This window comes from Jannaschia sp. M317, from assembly GCF_025141175.1.
GTDB lineage: Bacteria > Pseudomonadota > Alphaproteobacteria > Rhodobacterales > Rhodobacteraceae > Jannaschia.
Genome location: NZ_CP081155.1, coordinates 1729286 through 1747578 on the forward strand (window position 1 = coordinate 1729286; position 18293 = coordinate 1747578).

The 18293-nt window shown below is 66.6% G+C and carries 22 protein-coding genes, 2 tRNA genes and 1 pseudogene; 20 read left to right on the forward strand and 5 right to left on the reverse strand.

Annotated elements, in window-relative coordinates:
* Positions 1–27 precede the first annotated feature (27 nt).
* Both K3551_RS08890 and K3551_RS08895 read left to right on the forward strand, forming a co-directional pair.
* On the forward strand, positions 28–510 hold the full coding sequence (locus tag K3551_RS08890) for a tripartite tricarboxylate transporter TctB family protein (RefSeq protein WP_259919328.1): 483 nt from the start codon (positions 28–30) through the stop codon (positions 508–510).
* A gap of 1 nt (position 511) precedes the next feature.
* A complete protein-coding gene (locus K3551_RS08895; RefSeq protein ID WP_259919329.1) occupies positions 512–2026 on the forward strand; it encodes a tripartite tricarboxylate transporter permease in 1515 nt (504 codons plus the stop codon).
* A gap of 124 nt (positions 2027–2150) precedes the next feature.
* On the opposite strand, the gene K3551_RS08900 is transcribed toward K3551_RS08895, so the two are convergent.
* Positions 2151–2225: transfer RNA gene (locus K3551_RS08900), tRNA-Thr, on the reverse strand.
* Positions 2226–2338: 113 nt separating this feature from the next.
* On the opposite strand from K3551_RS08900, the gene K3551_RS08905 reads away from it, so the two are divergent.
* The 8 genes from K3551_RS08905 (at position 2339) to K3551_RS08940 (ending at position 8109) form a co-directional block, all read left to right on the forward strand.
* The gene (locus K3551_RS08905) at positions 2339–2491 is read left to right on the forward strand and encodes a hypothetical protein (RefSeq protein ID WP_259919331.1); all 153 of its coding nucleotides are present in this window, start codon (positions 2339–2341) and stop codon (positions 2489–2491) included.
* Positions 2484–3758, forward strand: coding sequence for a UDP-N-acetylglucosamine 1-carboxyvinyltransferase (murA, locus tag K3551_RS08910; protein WP_259919334.1), 1275 nt, complete (start codon positions 2484–2486; stop codon positions 3756–3758). Before K3551_RS08905 ends, murA begins: the two co-directional genes overlap by 8 nt.
* Positions 3751–4209, forward strand: a complete 459-nt coding sequence (locus K3551_RS08915; protein WP_259919337.1) for a DUF2948 family protein — start codon at positions 3751–3753, stop codon at positions 4207–4209. Before murA ends, K3551_RS08915 begins: the two co-directional genes overlap by 8 nt.
* Entirely contained in the window at positions 4206–4748 is a 543-nt protein-coding gene (locus K3551_RS08920) for a GNAT family N-acetyltransferase (protein WP_259919339.1), read from the forward strand. The genes K3551_RS08915 and K3551_RS08920 overlap by 4 nt, the downstream gene beginning before the upstream one ends.
* A 138-nt stretch (positions 4749–4886) precedes the next feature.
* Entirely contained in the window at positions 4887–6191 is a 1305-nt protein-coding gene (gene hisD / locus K3551_RS08925) for a histidinol dehydrogenase (RefSeq protein ID WP_259919342.1), read from the forward strand.
* 102 nt (positions 6192–6293) lie between these two features.
* On the forward strand, positions 6294–7196 hold the full coding sequence (locus tag K3551_RS08930; RefSeq protein ID WP_259919345.1) for a GIY-YIG nuclease family protein: 903 nt from the start codon (positions 6294–6296) through the stop codon (positions 7194–7196).
* Positions 7193–7666, forward strand: coding sequence for a UPF0262 family protein (locus K3551_RS08935; RefSeq protein WP_259919346.1), 474 nt, complete (start codon positions 7193–7195; stop codon positions 7664–7666). Before K3551_RS08930 ends, K3551_RS08935 begins: the two co-directional genes overlap by 4 nt.
* A 62-nt stretch (positions 7667–7728) precedes the next feature.
* The gene (locus K3551_RS08940; protein WP_409197426.1) at positions 7729–8109 is read left to right on the forward strand and encodes a low molecular weight phosphatase family protein; all 381 of its coding nucleotides are present in this window, start codon (positions 7729–7731) and stop codon (positions 8107–8109) included.
* An 18-nt stretch (positions 8110–8127) separates the two neighbouring features.
* On the opposite strand, the gene K3551_RS08945 is transcribed toward K3551_RS08940, so the two are convergent.
* Complete coding sequence (locus K3551_RS08945; protein WP_259919349.1) at positions 8128–8946, reverse strand: LysR family transcriptional regulator; 819 nt, start codon at positions 8944–8946, stop codon at positions 8128–8130.
* Positions 8947–9365: 419 nt separating this feature from the next.
* On the opposite strand from K3551_RS08945, the gene infA reads away from it, so the two are divergent.
* The 7 genes and pseudogenes from infA to K3551_RS08980 all read left to right on the forward strand — a co-directional run bounded on the left by infA (position 9366) and on the right by K3551_RS08980 (position 12077).
* Positions 9366–9584 (forward strand): translation initiation factor IF-1, encoded by a 219-nt coding sequence (gene infA, locus K3551_RS08950; RefSeq protein WP_007205486.1) that lies wholly within the window; start codon positions 9366–9368, stop codon positions 9582–9584.
* Positions 9585–9601: 17 nt separating this feature from the next.
* Positions 9602–10174 (forward strand): nucleoside triphosphate pyrophosphatase, encoded by a 573-nt coding sequence (locus K3551_RS08955; RefSeq protein ID WP_259919351.1) that lies wholly within the window; start codon positions 9602–9604, stop codon positions 10172–10174.
* Positions 10171–11181 (forward strand): ribonuclease E/G, encoded by a 1011-nt coding sequence (locus tag K3551_RS08960; protein WP_259919353.1) that lies wholly within the window; start codon positions 10171–10173, stop codon positions 11179–11181. The genes K3551_RS08955 and K3551_RS08960 overlap by 4 nt, the downstream gene beginning before the upstream one ends.
* Positions 11178–11369, forward strand: coding sequence for a DNA gyrase inhibitor YacG (locus K3551_RS08965; protein ID WP_259919355.1), 192 nt, complete (start codon positions 11178–11180; stop codon positions 11367–11369). Before K3551_RS08960 ends, K3551_RS08965 begins: the two co-directional genes overlap by 4 nt.
* A gap of 79 nt (positions 11370–11448) precedes the next feature.
* Positions 11449–11523, forward strand: a tRNA-Phe gene (locus K3551_RS08970).
* 138 nt (positions 11524–11661) lie between these two features.
* Positions 11662–11796, forward strand: a pseudogene (gene rplD, locus K3551_RS08975) (50S ribosomal protein L4); the annotation flags it as partial.
* A complete protein-coding gene (locus K3551_RS08980; RefSeq protein ID WP_259915476.1) occupies positions 11793–12077 on the forward strand; it encodes a 50S ribosomal protein L23 in 285 nt (94 codons plus the stop codon). The pseudogene rplD and the gene K3551_RS08980, both read left to right, overlap by 4 nt.
* A 156-nt stretch (positions 12078–12233) precedes the next feature.
* Here K3551_RS08980 and K3551_RS08985 read toward each other — a convergent pair whose 3' ends face one another.
* On the reverse strand, positions 12234–13259 hold the full coding sequence (locus K3551_RS08985; protein ID WP_259919357.1) for a LacI family DNA-binding transcriptional regulator: 1026 nt from the start codon (positions 13257–13259) through the stop codon (positions 12234–12236).
* A 379-nt stretch (positions 13260–13638) separates the two neighbouring features.
* On the opposite strand from K3551_RS08985, the gene comD reads away from it, so the two are divergent.
* Both comD and comE read left to right on the forward strand, forming a co-directional pair.
* Positions 13639–14145 (forward strand): sulfopyruvate decarboxylase subunit alpha, encoded by a 507-nt coding sequence (gene comD, locus K3551_RS08990; RefSeq protein ID WP_259919362.1) that lies wholly within the window; start codon positions 13639–13641, stop codon positions 14143–14145.
* Positions 14142–14696: a sulfopyruvate decarboxylase subunit beta gene (gene comE, locus K3551_RS08995; RefSeq protein ID WP_259919364.1), complete on the forward strand. Its 555-nt coding sequence runs from the start codon at positions 14142–14144 to the stop codon at positions 14694–14696. Before comD ends, comE begins: the two co-directional genes overlap by 4 nt.
* 88 nt (positions 14697–14784) lie before the next feature.
* Here the strand turns inward: comE and K3551_RS09000 are convergent, their stop codons facing one another.
* Positions 14785–15663, reverse strand: coding sequence for an amidohydrolase (locus K3551_RS09000; protein WP_259919366.1), 879 nt, complete (start codon positions 15661–15663; stop codon positions 14785–14787).
* An 88-nt stretch (positions 15664–15751) separates the two neighbouring features.
* Between K3551_RS09000 and K3551_RS09005 the strand changes: the two genes are divergently transcribed.
* On the forward strand, positions 15752–16510 hold the full coding sequence (locus K3551_RS09005) for an HpcH/HpaI aldolase/citrate lyase family protein (RefSeq protein WP_259919370.1): 759 nt from the start codon (positions 15752–15754) through the stop codon (positions 16508–16510).
* A 51-nt stretch (positions 16511–16561) separates the two neighbouring features.
* Here K3551_RS09005 and K3551_RS09010 read toward each other — a convergent pair whose 3' ends face one another.
* A complete protein-coding gene (locus K3551_RS09010; protein ID WP_259919372.1) occupies positions 16562–18238 on the reverse strand; it encodes a chloride channel protein in 1677 nt (558 codons plus the stop codon).
* Positions 18239–18293: the final 55 nt, after the last annotated feature.

Sequence of the window (18293 nt, forward strand, 5' to 3'; positions counted from 1 at the left end):
GCCTACATCTTTCCGGGGAGGGGAAGAATGGCGCTTGATCGCTGGATATCACTGATTCTGCTGGGGATCTGCCTGGCCTATGGCTATGCCGCCTGGTTCACGATGGACGCAGGCCTGGCCCCGTTCATGCAGCGCAACCCGATCTGGCCCAGCACCTTCCCAAAGGTCCTGTCGATCCTGGGCATCGGCGCGTCGCTGATCATCCTGTTGGGTCTGGAAAAATCCGAGGCCAAGGAACAGGAAATCGACTACCGCCGTCTGGGGGATTACAACCTCTGGCAGGCCATCCTGCTGCTGGTTCTGATGGTGGCCTATGCGCTGACCCTGCGGCCGCTGGGCTTTCTGTTTTCCACCTCGGCCTTTCTGATCCTGGGATCGTTCCTTCTGGGCGAGCGGAAGTGGCACATCATGCTGCCCGTCTCCTTCGCCGCGACCTTCGTCGTCTGGTATCTCGTGCAAGAGGTTCTGGGCATCTACATGCGCCCGCTGCCGGGCTTTATCGGAGGCTGACATGCTCGAAGGACTTCTCATCGGCCTTCAGACGGCCTTTTCCATCCAGAACCTGCTCATGGTCATCGGGGGCTGCCTGATCGGCACCTTCATCGGCATGCTGCCGGGCCTGGGCCCGATGTCGATCATCGCGATCATGATCCCCGTGGCGATTTCCATGGGCGATCCCTCTGCGGCGCTGATCCTGCTGGCGGGCGTGTATTATGGCGCGATCTTCGGCGGCTCCACCTCGTCGATCCTGTTGAATGCGCCGGGGGTCGCGGGCACCGTCGCCAGCAGCTTCGATGGCTATCCCATGGCGCGGCAGGGCAAGGCGGGCAAGGCACTGACCATCGCGGCCATCGCCAGCTTTGCGGGCGGCACCATCGGGGCGATCCTGCTCATGATCTTTGCGCCGATGCTGTCGTCGGTGGCGCTTCTGTTTCATTCGGCGGAATACTTCGCGCTGATGGTCGTGGGCCTGTCGGCCATCGCGGCCTTTGCGGGCACGGGGCAGGTGACCAAGGCGTTGATGATGACGGTCCTGGGCCTGATCATGGCGACCGTCGGCGAAGGCGCGCTGTTCAACCTGCCACGGTTCACGATGGGGGTGATGGACCTGCAATCGGGTTTCGGCTTCATCACGCTGGCCATGGCGATGTTCGCCCTGCCCGAGGCGCTGTTCCTCGTGCTCAAGCCACGCACGACCAGCGGCGACGGCGACGGTGAAATCAAGGATCTGCGCATTTCCCGGTCCGAGGCCCGCGCCATCGCGCCGGTCATCGGTCGGCAATCGATCCAGGGCTTCTTCATCGGCGTCCTGCCGGGGGCGGGGGCGACCATCGCCAGCTTCCTCGGCTATGCGGTCGAACGCAACATCGCCACCAAGGCAGAACAGGAAGAGTTCGGCAAAGGCTCCATCAAGGGCCTCGCCGCCCCCGAGACGGCGAACAACGCGGCCTGCACGGGATCCTTCGTGCCGCTGCTGACGCTGGGCATTCCGGGGTCGGGGACGACGGCGATCCTGCTGGGCGCGCTCATCGCGCTCAACGTGACGCCAGGTCCGCGCCTCATGGTGGACGAGCCACAGATCTTCTGGGCGGTCATCATGTCGATGTTCATCGGCAATCTGGTCCTGCTGGTCCTGAACCTGCCGCTGATCCCCTATATCGCCAAGGTCCTGTCCATCCCGCGCAACTACCTGATCCCGTTCATCCTGTTCTTCACCCTGATGGGGGCCTACATCGGCCAGAACAACGCGACGGAACTGCTTCTGCTGGTGGCCTTCGGGGTCTGCGCGACGGCGCTGAAGTTCGCGGATTACCCGCTGGCTCCCCTGTTGATCGGGTTCATCCTGGGCGGGATGCTGGAAAACAACTTCGCCCGCTCGATGCAGCTCTACGACGGCGTGTCCTTTATCTGGGAGCGACCGATGACCCTGGGCCTCCTGGCCATCGCGGTCTTCCTGGTGGTCCTGCCCAGCTACCGTGCCCGCCGCGCCCGCCTGCGTGCCCAGGGCGTCGCCGACGGCGACTGATCCGCACCATCCGCACGACCACAGGGGGCCGGTTGCAACACTGCAGCCGGCCCTTTGCATGACGCGCCCTGACGGAACACGGCCAAGCGCCCGGTTGGCCGGGAAGTGATGCTGAAAAGAAGAATGGTGCTGCTGGAGAGAATTGAACTCTCGACCTCTCCCTTACCAAGGGAGTGCTCTACCTCTGAGCTACAGCAGCGCCGTGGGGGGCGATTAATGCGAACCGCGCGGGGGTGCAACCCCCCAGATGACCCTTCTTCTGGACCGCGTGCGCGCCGGGCGCTATGTGGGCGCAAGGCAACAGGGGGCCCCATGCCGAAACCGTCAAAAACATCCCGCGAAGACCGGCTGAAGTCCGCGCTCAAGGCCAACATGGGCCGACGCAAGGCGCAGGCCCGTGCCCGTTCCGAGGATGAGACAAAAGCCCCCAAGGCAGAGCAGAAGGACAACGCACAAGATGGATAGCATTCTCGTCACCGGGGGCGGGCCCCTGTCGGGCACCATTCCGATCGCGGGCGCAAAGAACGCCTGCCTGACCCTCATGCCGGCGACACTTTTGTCGGACGAGCCGCTGACGCTGACCAACGCGCCGCGCCTGTCGGACATCCGGACGATGACGTCCCTGCTCGAATCCCTCGGGGCCGAGGTCAGCAGCCTGTCGGACGGTTTGGTCATTGCCATGTCGTCCCATGCGCTCAACGGCGCACGCGCCGATTATGACATCGTCCGCAAGATGCGCGCCTCGATCCTGGTGCTGGGTCCGTTGCTGGCGCGGTTGGGCGAGGCGGTCGTCTCGCTGCCCGGCGGCTGCGCCATCGGCGCGCGCCCCGTCGACCTGCACCTCAAGGCGTTGGAGGCGATGGGCGCCGAGCTGGATCTGCGCGACGGCTACGTTCACGCCAAGGCCCCCAAGGGCGGTCTGCGCGGTGGCACTTTTGAATTCCCCTTCGTCTCTGTCGGGGCGACCGAGAACGCCTTGATGGCCGCCACGCTGGCGCGCGGCACGACCGTCCTGAAAAACGCCGCCCGCGAGCCGGAGATCGTGGATCTCGGCCACTGTCTGCAAGCCATGGGTGCCCAGATCGACGGCCTCGGTACCTCGACGATCACGATCGAAGGCGTCGACCGCCTGCACGGCGCCACCCACCGCGTCGTCACCGACCGGATCGAGTTGGGCAGCTACATGGTCGCGCCCCTGATCGCCGGAGGAGAGGTCACCTGCGCCGGCGGGCGCCGCGACCTGTTGGAGGCGTTCTGTCAAAAGCTGGAGGCAGCGGGCGCAGAGATCACCGAATCCGACGCAGGCCTCACCGTGCGCCGCGCGGGCGAGCGTATGCGGGCCGTCGATGTGACCACCGAGCCGTTCCCCGGCTTTCCCACCGACCTTCAGGCGCAGATGATGGCCATGCTCTGCACCGCCGAGGGCGCGTCCCACCTCGAAGAAAAGATCTTCGAGAACCGCTTCATGCACGCGCCAGAGCTGATCCGCATGGGGGCCCACGTCGATGTGCGCGGCGGCAGCGCCCATGTCATCGGCACCGACCGCCTGCGGGGCGCACAGGTCATGGCGACCGACCTGCGCGCGTCCTTCTCGCTGATCCTCGCGGGCCTCGCCGCCGAAGGCACCACCAAGGTCGGCCGCGTCTATCACCTTGATCGCGGGTATGAGCGGGTGGTCCAGAAACTGTCCGGCGTCGGCGCACAGATCGCGCGGGTGTCCGACGATGGCTGATGCAAGGTTCCACGACGGGGACGCCCGGCCCCTCGCACTCTGGGCGACGGATGCGCAGGATCTGCAGGTCGTCTCGGCCCTGTGCCAGGACGCGATCCTGCCCGCCTCCGAGATGCGTTTTCTGCGCCGCGACCGGCGGCTGGCGCTGCTGCTGAACCGGTTTCGCTGGGAACACGGAACCCGAACGCCAGAGCGGGTGCAGTGCCTGCTGACGGCCGGTGACGTGACGGCGGTGCGCGGGCAGGGCGTCGTGCCCGGCGATGCCGACACGGTCCTGTCGCTGCTGGCGTTCGATTGGGTGCCGACCGGCGAAACCGAAGGCACCCTGCGCCTGACCTTCGCAGGCGACGGCGTGGTCGAGGCGGAGTGCGATTGCCTGGACGTGGCGCTCAAGGATGTGACGCAACCGTACCGCGCCCCGTCCGGCAAGGCCCCAGAACACGGCGCATGATCCGCGCGCTGACCCAGGCGGACGCGGCCCCGCTCCGCGCCCTGTGGCGGCGGGGCTTGGCCGAGGAACCGGCGTCCTTCCTCCTCACCCCGCAGGAACTTGATGCCCTGCCGGACGCCGCACTGACCACCATGCTCGCGCGCGGTGACGTGATGGGCACAGAGCTTTCGGGCAGGCTGGTGGCGCTGGCGATCCTGCGGCAGGGTGGCCCGGTGCGGCTGCGGCATAGCGGCGACCTGGGTCCGCTCTACGTTGCACCCGACGCGCGGGGCAGGGGGCTGGGGCGCGCGCTCTTGCAGGCCACGCTCGACGTTGCCCGGTCGCGTGGCCTCCTCCAGGTCGAGCTCTGCGTCGATATGTCCAACACTCCCGCCATCGCTCTCTACGAGGCGCTGGGGTTCACCCGGATCGGCCTGCGCCCCCGCTCGGTCATCCTCGACGGCGCGCCGCGCGATGACATTCTGATGTTGCGGCAGCTCGATACGTCCGACACGGGCGCGCGCCCGGAACGAGATCAACACCCGGTAACCTCTCGTTAAGGTTAACGCCCCCTCTTCCTCTGGCCATAAATACCGCGGGGGAGTCCCGCGAGGGACGGGGGCAGAGCCCCCTCCGACGCTGGACCCCCGCGCCCCCGCCCGCTAACAGGCCGGCACCGCAGCCTTCGGAGCCGCCCGATGCCCCAGTTCCTGACCACGACCGATCCCGATTTCGATGCCCGTTTCGACGCGCTTCTGCATATGAAGCGCGAGGATGCGCCTGACGTGGATGACACCGTGGCGGCGATCATCGCGGATGTGCGCGCGCGCGGCGATGCGGCCGTGATCGAGCTGACGTCCCGCTTTGACCGGCTCGACCTCACACCGGATCTTCTGCGCATCACCCAGGCCGAGATCGCCGAGGCCGCCGCCGTCGTCGCCCCCGCGGATCGTGCCGCCCTCGAACTCGCCGCCGCGCGGATCGAGGCTTACCACGCGCGTCAGATCCCCGCCGATGAACACTGGACCGACGACACCGGCGCGACGCTCGGGTGGCGTTGGGGGCCTGTGGACGCGGCGGGGCTGTACGTGCCCGGCGGGTTGGCCAGCTATCCGTCTTCGGTTCTGATGAACGCCATTCCCGCGCGGGTCGCGGGCGTGGGGCGCGTGGTGATGTGCGTGCCCAGCCCGGATGGCGTGCTGAACCCTCTGGTCCTGCTGGCGGCTCAACTGTCGGGCGTCACGGAAATCTACCGCATCGGCGGTGCGCAGGCGGTGGCCGCCATGGCCTACGGCACCGCGACGATCGCGCCCGTGGACAAGATCACCGGCCCCGGCAACGCCTTTGTGGCGGCGGCCAAGCGTCGGGTCTTTGGCCGTGTCGGCATCGACATGATCGCCGGCCCCTCCGAAATCCTGGTGATTGCCGACAAGACGGCGGACCCGGACTGGATTGCCCTCGACCTGCTCAGCCAGGCTGAACACGACGAAAGCGCGCAATCGATCCTGATCACCGATGACGCCGCGCTGGGCCGCGCCGTCTCCGAGGCGGTGGACCGGCAGCTTGAGACGTTGGATCGCCGCGCCATCGCGGGGGCCAGCTGGCGCGACTTCGGCGCGGTCGTCGTCACCCGCGACCTTGCAGAGGCGGCGGCCCTGTCGAACCGCGTGGCCCCGGAACACCTGGAACTCGCCGTGGCGGACCCCGACGCGCTGGCCCAACAGATCACCCACGCGGGCGCGATCTTCCTGGGGCCCTGGACGCCCGAGGCAATCGGTGACTACGTCGGCGGCCCCAACCACGTGCTGCCCACCGCGCGGTCCGCGCGTTTTTCCTCGGGGCTGTCGGTTCTGGATTTCCTCAAGCGGACGACGCTTGCACGGATGACGCCCGAAAGCCTGCGCGCGATCGGCCCGGCGGCCACGCAGCTCGCCACCTCCGAATCGCTGCAGGCCCACGGCCTGTCGGTGCAGGCTCGTCTGGATCGTCTCAACCGCGCCTGACGGGGATGCAAAGTTTTTGCGGAAAACTTTGCGCAAGAGTTTTCAGCGAAAACTCTTTCCCCGCCCATGGCCTCTGCCGCGCCCGCGCGCTAGCGTCGCGCCATGACCGACCCCAGCCGTCGCGGACGCTCGCTCGAACTGTACTTTGCCGATGGCACCCCCGACGGCATCCTCACGGCCGAGGTCTTCGGCTGGACCGGCCATGTCCTGCGCATTCCCCGCCTGAGGCTGGCCGACGGTCTGCGCCGCCGCCAAGCCGCGCAAACCGGGACCTATATCCTGCTCGGTGCGGATGACGACGGCCCCGTCGCCTACGTGGGCGAGGCAGAAAGCGTGGCAACCCGCATCCGGTCCCACGATGCCGCCAAGGATTGGTGGGGCGCGGCGCTGATCCTGACCACGGCCGCCGACAACCTGCACAAGGCCCACGTCCGCTACCTGGAGGCGCGGCTGGTGCAGCTGGCCCGCCGCGCGGGCAACGCCCGTCTCGACAATGGCACCGACCCCACGCCCGCCTCCCTGACCGAGGCGCAGGTCGCCAGCATGGAGGAGTTCCTGGACATGGTGCAGATGGTCCTGCCCGCCTTGGGCGTGGACCTGCTGCAAAGCGGCAAGCGCACCGTTCCCCCGACCCGCGTCCCAACCGCCGAGGGCCCGGTATTCACCCTGCGCACCGTCAAAACCGGGGTAGAGGGGCGCGCCCGGCTCGATGGGTCCGATTTTCGCGTCCTTGCCGGGTCCCGCGCGCGCCGCACCTGGGCGGGAAGGGGCGACCACGATTCCGGATACCGGGCCCTGCACGGCAAGCTCTGCGCAGAAGGCATCTTGCGGCAGGACGCCGACCACGCCATTTTCGCCCAGGATTACGCCTTCAATTCCCCTTCGGCAGCCGCCGCCGTTATGACCGGACGCCCCGCGAACGGCCGCACCGAATGGCGCCACGAGATAACCGGCCAGACCCTTGCCGAATGGGAAGCCGAGCAATTGAAAGACCTGCCTTCATGACCGCAGACCGCATCGCCCATATCGAAATCGACGACAGCGGCCTGCCGACCCCCACGCCCGAGATCGAGCAGGAACGCGCGGTCGCGATCTTTGACCTGCTCGAAGAGAATTCCTTCGTTCTCCAGACCGAAGGCGCGCCCGAGGGGCCGTATCGCCTGCACCTGGCGATCCGCGACCGGCGCCTGGTCTTCGAGGTGGCGACCGACGACACCCCCGCGGGTGCCTTCCATCTGTCGCTGGGCCCGTTCCGCCAGGTGGTCAAGGATTACTGGCAGATCTGCGAAAGCTACTTCGATGCGGTCAAGAAACTGCCGCCCAGCCAGATCGAGGCGATCGACATGGCCCGGCGCGGCATCCACAACGAAGGCGCGCGCATCCTGCAGGAACGGCTCGAAGGTAAGGCTCAGATCGACACCCACACGTCCCGCCGGCTTTTCACGCTGATCTGCGTGCTGCACTTCGGGTCCTGAGCGTGGGGGAAAAACCACAATCGGTGCTGTTTTGCTGCGACCACAATGCGGTCCGCTCGCCGATGGCCGAGGGGCTGATGAAAAAGCTGTTCGGGATGGAGATCTACGTTCAGTCCGCCGGGGTGAAGAACGATCTGGAAATCGACGGCTTCGCCATCGCCGTGTGCAAGGAGCTGGGGGTGGAATTGTCACGCCACCGCTCCCGTTCCTTCGACGAGATGCAGGAATGGGGCGATGACTTCGAAGGCTTTGACCTGATCGTGGCCCTCTCGCCGGCGTCGCAACGGCGTGCGCTGGAACTGTGCCGCCACGTGCATATCGACGTCGAATACTGGCCGATCATGGACCCCACGGGGCTGGGCGAATCCCGTGATGCCAAGCTGGCAAGCTATCGCCAGACCCGCGATCAGATCGTCGGCAAGCTGAAGGCCCGTTTCGGCTGATCCGCGCAGACCGGCGCGTCACGGTGCCGCCAGGGCCAGGGCGATTCCTTCGATCACACGCCGCACTTCGGGGCGGTGCCGGTCCGTGTCATGGGTCACGATCCATTGTTCATGGCTCAGCTCCGGCACCTCTGCGCCCCGCCGCGCCAGATCCGGTTGGGCGTCGCCGATGAACGTCGGCAGCAAGGCGATACCGCGTCCGGCCAACGCCAGGTCCAGCGCCGTGCGCGGCGCGGTCACCTCGCAGATCGCATCCGCCCCCAGGTGGCGGGCCTGCCAGCGGCCGGACGGCGTGTCGGCCAGCACCCTGATCCAGCGGTCCGGGGCGTCGGCGCGGGCATAGGGCGCAAAGCCTATTCGCGCGATCCGCCGCCCGGCCAGCCCGTCGTCCCTTGGTCGCGCATTGCGCACGCCGATGACCGCCTCGCGGTGGGCGATGTCCAAGACCGCTTCGGCGGACACAAAGCGCAGCCGCAGGTCTTCCCCCGCGATCCCGTCCAGCCGGGGGATCAGATGCAGCACGGTCCAGGTCCCGGCAGAGATCTTGACCAGCGGTCGCTGCGCCCCCGGCGCTGGTGCGGTCACCCGGACGATCCGCGCCTCCACTTCGGTCAGCGCGTCCAACAACGCCCGTCCGTCGGTGGTCAGGGCATAGCCCCGGTCGTGGCGCAGGAACAGCTCCCGCCCCGTCGCCCGCTCCAGCGCCAGCATCCGCCGCCCGATGGTGGCCGGGGACCGTCCGGTCACGCGCGCGGCAGGCGACAGCCCCCCCTCCCGTGCGACGGACAGGAACAGGCGCAGGTCGCGCCAGTCGAGGTCGGCCAATGCTTCATTCATGAAAAGACCTCTTCAAATCCGCTCATTCCGGGGCAGAGGCTGTCTTGTTACCCTGCCTGCGTCAACTGCCCTGCACTGCCGCCCCGGAGGCCCCCATGTCCTGCCCGATCCCACCACCCCGCCCGTTTCCAAACCGGCGCCCGTCTCAGGCCGCCCGCCGCGAAGATGCCTTCTACGTGCAGCATGGAACCCGGACCGCACGGCTCATCCTGTGGTTGCTGGGCGGGGCAGGGCCGGGCGGGCCGGGCGGGCTGATTCACCTGCCCTGGGTTTTCCCCCAAAACGGGAATTCCGCCCCGGCAGATGCCCCCAAAACGGGGCAAAACAGGGCAAGACGCTTTGCCCCTTGAACTCTTGCAGAATTGGTCCCATCTAACCGCATCCCGCCGCACAGACGCGGCAGCACTCTAGGAGAGACCATGGCCAAGGAAGAGCTTCTCGAATTTCCCGGCGTCGTCAAGGAACTCCTGCCGAATGCGACATTCCGGGTCGAGCTCGAGAACGGTCATGAGATCATCGCGCATACGGCTGGAAAGATGCGGAAAAACCGCATTCGTGTTCTGGCAGGCGACAAGGTTCAGGTGGAAATGACCCCCTACGACCTGACCAAGGGCCGCATCAACTACCGCTTCAAGTAGGGCGGGGGCTTCCCGTCATGCCGCGCCTCATCCTCGGCTCCGGATCGCCCAGGCGATTGGAATTGCTTGCGCAATTGGGATTGATCCCTGACGATGTGCGGCCTCCGGATGTCGATGAGACACCGCTGAAAGCCGAACTTCCGCGCGTATATTGCGAGCGGATCACCCAGGCCAAGCTGGCCGCCGTCGTCGCGGATCCCGATGACGTCGTTCTATGCGCCGACACGACGGTCGCCCTCGGCCGACGGATCATGGGGAAACCTCAAGATGCTGCACAAGCTGCTGATTTCCTGACCCTTCTGTCCGGTCGGCGCCATCGCGTGATCACTGCTTTGGGTGTCCGTCGCGGTGACAAGACGTGGTATCGCACCTCGGTCTCTGCCGTTCGCCTGAAACGCCTGTCCGAGGCGGAGATCGACGGCTATCTCGCTACCAGGGATTGGCAAGGGAAAGCAGGCGGTTACGCCATCCAGGGGCCCGCCGCCGCCTTTGTCGCCTGGATCGAGGGCAGCCATTCCGCCATCGTCGGTCTGCCCCTGTTCGAGGCGGCCAACCTGTTGCAATCCGCCGGTCTAAAGGTCTGGAAATGAACGCATATCAGATCATCCTCGGTCAGGTCGAAGACCGCCGCGCCGCCGCCCTGATGCATGAGGGGCGGTTGCATGACCTTCTGATCGACCCCAGGGGCGACACGCCCGCCATCGGTGCCGTCTTCCGCGCCGTCTGCGACCGTCCCGTCAAGGGGCAGGGTGGCATGTTCCTCAAGCTGGGGGATGGTCAGACGGGCTGGCACCGAAACGCCAAGGGGCTGATTCCCGGACAGGAATTGCTTGTCCAGGTCACTGGCCACGCCGAAGCGGGCAAGGCTCTGCCGGTCACTGACCGCGTCCTGTTCAAGTCACGCTATTGCATCATCACGCCCGAGGCGCCCGGCCTGAACGTCGCTCGGTCCCTGAAGGACGAGGATGAGCGCGACCGCCTGCTCGAAATCGCCCACGACGCGCTCCCCGAGGATCGCGGCACGACCGGCGTTATCCTGCGCAGCGCCGCCAACGGGGCCGCCGCTGAGGATATCGAAGCCGACCTGTCCGAAACCTGGCTGGTCGCCACGCAGGTTCTGGCCGATCCGGGGCACGGGCCGGAGCATCTGCTTGATGGTCCCGACGCGCATACGCTGGCGTGGCGCGACTGGCCCGAGGCGGACGTCTCCGAAGACTGGGACACGGTTCTGGACCAGTTGGAGGCCCTGCGCTCGCCAGAGGTCCGCGCCGGCGCGGCCACCTTCTACATCGAACCCACGCGCGCCTTGATCGCCGTCGACGTCAACACACCCGAGGGCGGCCCGGCGGGGGGGCTCAAGGCCAACCTGGCCCTGGCGCGCGACCTGCCGCGCCAGCTGCGTCTGCGCGGCCTTGGCGGGCAGATCGTGCTGGACCTGGCCCCCATGCCAAAGAAGGACCGCCGCGGTTTCGAGGGGGCCTTGCGCACTGCGTTCCGGGACGATCCAATCGAAACCTCGCTTATCGGCTGGACCCCGTTGGGTCATTTCGAGCTGACCCGTCGTCGCGAACGTCGCCCGCTGGAGACGCTTCTGTGAGCTGTCCGATCTGCCAGAAACCGCCAGCCCCAAAGTATCGTCCCTTCTGCTCGGCCCGCTGCGCGGACGTCGATCTGGGGCGTTGGATGCGCGGTGCCTACGCCGTTCCGTCCACCGACCCAGACGACGCCCTGCGCGCCATCGAAGAGGCCGAAGACGCCATCTTGCACGACCGAAAACCACATTGATGGTTTTTCGTCTGGACACCGTTTTCCGGCTGTCCTAGAGGAGGCGCACCCCGCGACGGACTAGCCCGTCGCACCCGGTGCCTGGGTAGCTCAGGGGTAGAGCAGTGGATTGAAAATCCTCGTGTCGGTGGTTCGATTCCGCCCCCGGGCACCATAATTTCTCCGTCAGTTACAGTTTTGCGAGGGCGCAGGAATCCGAGTTCCGCCTTGCGGCTCGGTTGGTCATCAGGACGCCAGTCATGATCAATTCCGCCTGCGAGCGGCATGGGCGCAATGAAGGCCTGCTGCCGGGGCGAATGTCGCGCGGAACCTGGAAACCGTAGACGTGCTGCCCTCGATGGGCGCGAACGTCTACGACATCCTCAAGCGTGACACGCTCGTGCTCACGAAGGCGGGTGTCGAAGCGCTGGAGGCTCGGCTGAAATGAACACCTATGATGTGATCCGCAAGCCGATCATCACCGAGAAGGCCACCATGGCCTCCGAGGCGAATGGCGTGGTTTTCGAAGTGTCGATCGACGCCAACAAGCCGCAGATCAAGGCCGCTGTCGAAGAACTGTTCGGCGTCAAGGTGAAGGCCGTGAACACGACCATCACCAAGGGCAAGGTCAAGCGTTTCCGCGGCCAATTGGGCAAGCGGAAGGACGTGAAGAAGGCCTATGTGACGCTCGAAGAGGGCAACACGATCGACGTGACCACCGGCCTGTAGGGGACCGTAGGGTGGGTGCAACCCACCTCCGAGAGAAAGAGGGGTTTAGCGCCGTCCCGGAGACCTGAGGCTGGCCCGGACCATCGCCAAAAGGTGCGCTCTTCGTCCGGGGATCTCCGGGGGAAAAAAGGGGCCATCGGAACGAGCCCGCAGGCGTCAATCCGGCGGGGGCGGGGCCAGGGATTGACGCAGGCATACCTCGGTCGGCACCTCGACCGAGGCGGGTGTGTCACCATCGCGAACCATCACGACCAAGGCCTGCGCGGCCAGGCGTCCCATGTCGGCATGGGGTACGCGCAGCGTGGTCAGGGGCGGATCTGCGATCAGCGCCAGCTCCATATCGTTGAACCCCGTGATCGATACGGCTTCGGGCACCGCAATGTCCATTCTGCGCGCTTGGCGCAGTGCCCCGACCGCCAACACGTCATTCGCGCAGAGGATCGCGGTAGGCCGCGGCGTGCGGGTCATCATCCTGGCGAAGGCGCGGCTGCCGGTTTCCAACCCATAGGGGGTCTCGATCACCTGCAGATCGTCCGGGTTCAAGCCCGTCGCCCGCATGGCATCGTGGATGCCGCAAAGCCGGGCGGTGATGCGGTCGTTGCCGCCTGACGGGGCCATGATCGCACCCAGCCGCCGGTGCCCGGCCGCCAGCACCGTCTCGGCCAGGCCGCGCATGGCGGCGCGGTTGTCGATGCCCACGGCGGTCCGCCCAGGTGCGGCAGGAAAAGCCCATGACGTCAGCGCCGGCACTCCGTGCAGGGCCAGAAAGTCATAGATCGCCGGGTCCCGGTCATCGCCGATCAGCAGCAGCCCATCCGCGCCCCGCGCGACCAGGGCGCGGATCTGTGTCTCTTCCTGTTGGGCGTCCCAACCGGAGGCCGCCAGCAACAGCGTGAAACCCTGCTCGGCCAGAACGTCCTGAAACGCCTGAATGCCGCCCGCGTACATCGAATTGCCAAGCGACGGGATGACCGCGCCGATCGTATTGGTGCGTTTCGCGGCCAGCGCCCGCGCGCCGAAGTTGGGCGAATAGCCCAAGGCGCGCACCGCCTCCAACACGCGTTCCCGTGTCGGGCCGACCACGCGTTCGGGGGCGTTCAGACAGCGCGACACGGTCGCCGTAGAGACGCCGGCGCGCGCGGCCACATCGGCGAGCGTGGGGGTGCGGGGCGGGCCTGCCATGGATGTCCTCGGGTTCTTTCCCACTGGGTCTATCGGATCGGGAGCGGCAATGTCACCGCTTGCATTCCCAGATGTAAGCGCTTACACGGAGGCGACTCAGCAGGTGGGGACGATATGGCGTGGCGAGCGGGATCAGTGGCATCAAACAGCCCTGGACACGTGATCGTCCCCTGCCATCGCCCGCGCGGGGTCACAGTTTCCGAAGGCTGCGGCCTGCGGCGACGTGTCGGATGCGGAGACCGGGGACGGGAGGCCCTGGTCCGCATCCGACACGTCGAACCTGTCCCATCTTTTCGCCCAACCGCGACCCAGGCCACAGGCCTGGCTCCGGCGGCCTCTACGCCATGACAATCCTGTAGCCCTGAGAGGACCAAGCCCCTTGGATATCGACAAGAAGATATGTGACGACCTGATCGCCAATGACGTCAGTTTCGTCACCACCGTGCCCTGCAAACAGCTGGCGGGCGTGATCGACGAGGTCGAGAACCGGCCCGAGATCTTCCACATTCCGTCCAACAAGGAAGACGAGGGCATGGGCCTCTGCGCGGGGGCGTGGATGGGCGGCAAGCGTCCGATGATCATCATGCAGAACACCGCGCTGGGCGTGACGCTGAATACGCTGGCGACGCTGACGCAGTTCTACCGGATGCCTCTGCCGATGCTGATCTCTTACCGTGGTGAGCTGCGCGAACCGGTGGCCTGTCAGGTCGAGATGGCGGTGCATACCAAGGCGTTGCTGGCTCAGCTGAACATCCCGACCTACCATTTCCACTGGCAGAAGGACGTGGAGGAGTTCGACAACATCCTGAAATACACCTTCATGGCCAACAAGCCGGTCGCGATCCTGACCGACGCAAACTTCTGGGGAGGCTACGGCGACTCATGATCCGTTCTGAAATTCTTAAAGAGATCGCGCCGATCCTGCGCGACCAACTCGTCGTCTGCAACATCGGTATCCCCAGCCAGGAACTGCACGCCATCGACGATCAGCCGACCAATTTCTACATGCTGGGCACTATGGGCCTGGCCAGCAGCATCGGTCTGGGCCTGGCACTGGCGCAGCCCAAGCCGGTGATCGTCATCGATGGCGACGGATCTGTCCTGACCAACCTGGGAACCCTGCCGACCATCGGCAACAACTGCCCGGACAATTACATCCTCATGATCATCGACAACGGCTCTTACGGGTCGACCGGGGATCAGCCGACATACACCGGCAAGAAGACCGACCTGGCCGGCATGGCCCGCGCGGCGGGCTGCGACACGGTGGTCGAGGTCCAGGACGTGGATACCGGACCAGCCCTGCAGGCGGCGTTGGACAGCGGCAAGGGCACCGTGATGATCGTGAAATGTGACAGCGGCAATGCCAAGATGCCGGTCATCACCATGGATCCCGTCGTCATCCGGCATCGCTTCATGGAAGCGGTGAAGGCCTGAGGCAAGGCGGCGGGCACGCGGGTGCCCGCCGCATCCGCCGCCGGAGCGGCGGAGCGAGAGGCGCTGCCTCTCGCGCTCTCCGGGATATTTAGGAAGCAGAGAAGCCATAGAGCCGTTCGGGCGTGCGGGTGAGGATCACCTCGCGCGTGGCGTCGTCGGTGACGACGTCGAGGAACGCCTGAAGCAAGATGCCCGCATCGGGGCGCGTGGCGTCCGCCAGCATCAGGTGTGGCCAGTCGGAGGCCCAGAGGCAGCCTTCGGGGTTGGCGCGGGCGAGCGCGTCGATATGGGTGGCGGCGGCGTCATAGGGGGCACCGCAGAGGCGATAGAGACCCGAGAGTTTCACATGGGCCGCGCCGTCTGCGACCAGGCCACGCAGGGTGTCGAAGCCGGGTTCGGTCACGCCAGCCGCCAGGTTCGGCCAACCGATGTGGTCGAATACCACGGGCACCGGAAGCGCGCGTACCTCTGCGGCCAGATCCGACATGTGCAGGTCGGCCTGTATCAGCATCTGCACGTGCATGTCCCGCGCGGCGAGTCGCGGGGCCATCGCCCTGACCCCGTCCCAGCTGAGAATCCCGCCGTGGATGTAGTTCAGGCGCACACCACGGATGCCGGTTTCGGCCAGGGCGTCCAGGTCCGCCTCGGTTGCGGCGTCGGTGACCAGGCCGATGCCGCGCGCGCGATCGCCCAGCCGTGCGATGGCGGCCTGGGTCACGGAATTGTCGCCGCCGTAGAGGATCGTGTGCACGATCACCACGCGATCCAGGCCCAGCGTGTCGAGATGGGTTTCCAGCCGCTCGGCCCAGTCGTCCAACGTGCCGGGGGCCGGGTCCTCGACGCGGCCGTCCCAGAGAGCGAATTCGCTGCCGAGCATGTGGACATGAGCGTCGCAGGCCCCCTTGGGCAGGGCGATGCCTGGCGCGTGGGGACGGGGGACGGGGGCGGCGGATCGGGGCAGGGGCATGGTTTTCCTTTCGGCGCAGCCTTTACGGTATCGGTCCGCTTGCATAGGCTTGCAAGAGGCCGCGACGGCCACCCAGAGGAGAGCGGACATGGCCGACGCAGGCTTCAAGACCCGAATGTTGTCAGGTGAGATCCTGGCCGGGACTTTCTTCAAGACCCCGGCGCACGAACTGGTTGAGGTGCTGGCGAAGTCGGGCCTCGATTTTCTGTGTATCGATGCGGAGCATGCGCCGTTCGACCATGGCCGGATGGATGTCTGCCTGGCCGTGGCGCGCGCGCTGAACTGGCCCACGCTGGTCCGGGTTCCGACCGGGTCCCCGATGGAGATCCTGAAGGCGTTGGATGGCGGGGCCACGGGCATCGTCGTGCCCCATGTCGATAGCGTCGAAAAGGCGCGCGCGGTGGCGCGGGCCGCGCATTTCGGCGAGGGCGGGCGGGGCTATGCCGGGTCGACGCGCTGGGCCGGGTTCGCCACGCGCGGCATGGCGGACGTGTTGGCGCAGGATGCTGAGACCATCGTGATCGCCCAGATCGAAGAGCCGGCTGGCGTCGAGGCCTGCGAAGAGATCGCGGCGTTGGACGGCATTGACGGGCTGTTCGTCGGCCCCGCCGACCTGGCGGTCTGCTACGGAGTCACGGACCAGAGCGCGGGGCCGGTCCGCGAGGCGATGGCGCGGGTCGGACGCGCGGCCAAGGCCAACGGCAAGGCGTTCATGACCTTCGCACCCAATGCCGCCGCCGGTCCGGCACTGCGCGACCTGGGGGTGACGATGTTCTTCGTCGCGTCGGAGCATGCCTTCATGTTGCAGGGTGCGCGCGCCACGGCGGAGGCGTTGCACGAGATGTGATATGCAAGCTGGCAGGTCCGCGGCGTCTTGCGACTTGGGCTGACGCCCCGGTCAGGAATGTTCTTCTGCGGCCGTGGCCGCAAGCGCCCGGTTGTAGACCCGCAGGGCATCGACGTGCAGCAGGACGCCCAGGACCTCGGGTGTCTCGGCCTTGTCGGTCAGGCGCACGACGGCCAGAAAGTCGGAACCGGACCTTTCGAACAGGGGCATCGCCGTTTCCAGGGTGTCGGAGGGGGCGACGAACAGCGCCTCGTTCACGGCGCGACGCACCCGGTCTTCGGCGGGGGCGCGGGGATGGTCCGGGGATTTCATCACCGAAGATACTTTGAACATCGCCAGCAGATAGGCCTGCGGCCCGGCGGCCAGGTGGATGCCGCGCCGTTCCAACTGAGTCAGGAAGAAACTGCGGTCGACCAGACGCGACGACAGGGCCGTGGACATCGACACGGCCACCAGAACGGCGAGCCCGGTTTGCCAGTCGCCCGTCAGCTCGAAGACGATCAGCGTGGTGGAAATCGGCGCGCCCAGCACCGCCGCCGCCACCGCGCCCATGCCCGCCAGGGCATAGAGCGTTTCGGACCCCGACACGTCGGGCAAGGTCGCGGTGGCCACGATGCCAAAGGCCAGGCCCGTCAGCGCCCCTACCATCAGCGCCGGGGAAAACACGCCGCCGCCCATCCGGCCCCCCATGGTGATCGACACGGCGGCAACCTTGAGCACGGCAAAAACCACCGCTTCATGCAGCAAGAGATTACCCGAAAGCGCGGCTGACGTCGTCTCGTAGCCGACGCCGATGATATGCGGAAACCAGATTGCCATGGCCCCCAGCAACAGGCCCGCCAAGGCCGGGCGCAGCATTGCGGGCAGGCGCAGGCGGCCCTGCAGGCGGGTGGCCAGATCCTCGACGTAAAAGATCGAGCGCATCAGGACAAAGGCCACCAGCCCGCAGGTCAGCCCCAGGATCAGAAATGCCGGAAGCTCGACGTAAAACGCCAGCAGGCCCGGTTCCGGCAGCATGAACTCTGTCCGTTCGCCGAAATGCAGCCGGGAAATCACAGACCCGGAGACGGCGGCGATGGTGATGGGCGCAAAGGCGTGGACGGCAAAGTGGCGCAGGATCACTTCCAGCGCGAAAAGCGCACCGGCGATGGGCGCATTGAACGAGGCGGCGACACCGGCGGCCACGGCGCAGCCCAGCAGGTCCCGCCCGGTGATGCCGTCGGCGTTGATCCGGTTGGACACCCAGCCTGCGATCATTCCGACCATGTGCACCACCGGCCCCTCGCGGCCCGAGGACCCGCCTGACGACAGTGTGATGAGCGATGCGCACATCGAAGCGACGCCGGCCCGTGGCTCGACCCGGCCTTCCTTCATGGCGGCGGCCTGAATGACCTCGGCGGGGCCACGCACGCGGGCGTCGGGGGTGAAACGGGTCAGGATGAAGCCCACGATCAGCCCGCCGAACGCCGGCAGCATCAGGACCCACCACCAGGGCAAGGTCGCCGCGAAACTGTGCAGGGTGCGCGGGTCTTCGGTGCCATAGAGAAAGGTCTGCAAAGCCGCGATCGCGGTCATGAAGGCCACCGCCGTATAGCCGGATGCGATCCCGACCAGCAGGGCGATGAACCAGAACTGGAACTGGGACGGCCCCCGCGTCAGGATCAGCTGCCAGGCGGCGCGCAGCCGCACCGAAGGCCGGACAGAAGGGGGGGATGACGGATCGGGCACCGCTGCTTGTCCTTTCGACAGCCCTTGTCCACAGTCGCGGGCGGCAGGGGAGGGC